Raw genomic sequence first — 1495 nt, forward strand, 5'->3', positions numbered from 1 at the left:
AAGGTGATTATTATGCCTTGATCTGATCACTACATATTCTATAAGTTCAATTTATAATGATCTTGCCGTGGGAGTCCATACATGGCACAGTCTAATTTAATTGCTATTGATTTAGCAAAAAATATTTTCCAAGTTGCGCAGTTTCAAGGCAGTAAACTTAAATCTAATAAACAAGCTAGCCGCAAAGCATTACTTGAGTTATTAGTTAAAGCTAAACCATCCGTTGTTGCTATGGAAGCATGCGCAAGCGCTCAATATTTTGCACGCACTGCGCAATCTTTTGGTCATAAAGTTATGTTGCTTGACCCGTTATTTGTTAAAGCATTTAGACAAGGTCAAAAAACAGATGCAAACGATGCTATTGCGATAGCCATTGCTAGTAAAGTCCCTAATGTTCGCACCTGTAAAATTCTCTCTATCGAAGAGCAAGCATTGCAATCTCTTAGTAAGGTTCGGGCGCTAGCGGATAAACAAAAGATTCAATTATCAAACCAAATACGTGGGTTACTCCTTGAGTTTGGTATTGTCATTAACCAAAGTGAGGCCGCATTTAAAGCAGCCATACCCGATATTTTAGAAGATGCAGAAAACACGCTGCCATTAGAACTAAAGCATGCGCTTGCGCTGACTTACGCTCTTTATCAACAGCAGTGTGACAACAAAGTAGAGTTACAAAAACAAATCGAGCGTATTGTAAAACAAAATGATGGCTGTCAACGCTTAATGGCACTCGAAGGAGTCGGCCCAATCACTGCTATCGAGCTTTTGTCTTTTTTAGGTGACACAACACAGTTTAGCAATGGAAGGAGTGCTGCGGCGTGTGCAGGAGTGACACCGCTACAGCATTCGACAGGCGGTAAAGCAAAGATAGGCTGTATACCTAAAAGACGAGGTGGAGCATTAAGGCGAAATCTATTTTTAGGCGCTCGCTCGATAGTGAGTAAATTAAAAAACAGAGAGGCCTCGACTGAAAAAGAACGATGGATAAAAAGCCTGCTGATAAGAAAAGGGGTTAAGTGCGCGGCGATTGCATTAGCAAACAAAACAATGAGAACAGCTTATGCCTTACTTAAAAAAGGAACGAATTATGAGCCAACAGCACTGACAGCCTAAAGTAAAAGAATAAAAAATCAGTAAGCAGAAGAATTGAACAAGCCAAGATAGAGCATTAAGTGGTGAGACCTACCCTTGATAGCCTGAAAACCCGCTAGTGTACGAAGATACCGTGTAGCAGATAAGGCACAAGGGCGCGAAAACATCAAAGTGACCGAGGTAGCGCCTCATTAGAGTCCGTATATAAGTACGCAATCACATCAGCTTAATGTAAAAAAGGCTTGTGCAATCGGAGGAGTCCATATAAGCGGGTTTACCCCGCGTTTTTGTGTTTAATGACCTAGGCCTAATTAAAATTTAAAAAGGAGCAGCAATGCTCTTTTTTTATATTATTTAAAGGTTAAAGGTTAAAGGTTTAAGGTAAAAGGTTAAAGGTTAATGG

The 1495-nt window shown here is 40.1% G+C and carries 1 protein-coding gene; it reads left to right on the forward strand.

Annotated elements, in window-relative coordinates:
* The first annotated feature begins 81 nt into the window (after nt 1-81).
* Complete coding sequence (locus CWC30_RS12770; RefSeq protein WP_138627275.1) at nt 82-1113, forward strand: IS110 family RNA-guided transposase; 1032 nt, start codon at nt 82-84, stop codon at nt 1111-1113.
* The last annotated feature ends 382 nt before the right edge of the window (nt 1114-1495 follow it).

The sequence above is a fragment of the Pseudoalteromonas sp. S4741 genome, assembly GCF_005886135.1.
Taxonomy (GTDB): domain Bacteria; phylum Pseudomonadota; class Gammaproteobacteria; order Enterobacterales; family Alteromonadaceae; genus Pseudoalteromonas; species Pseudoalteromonas tetraodonis.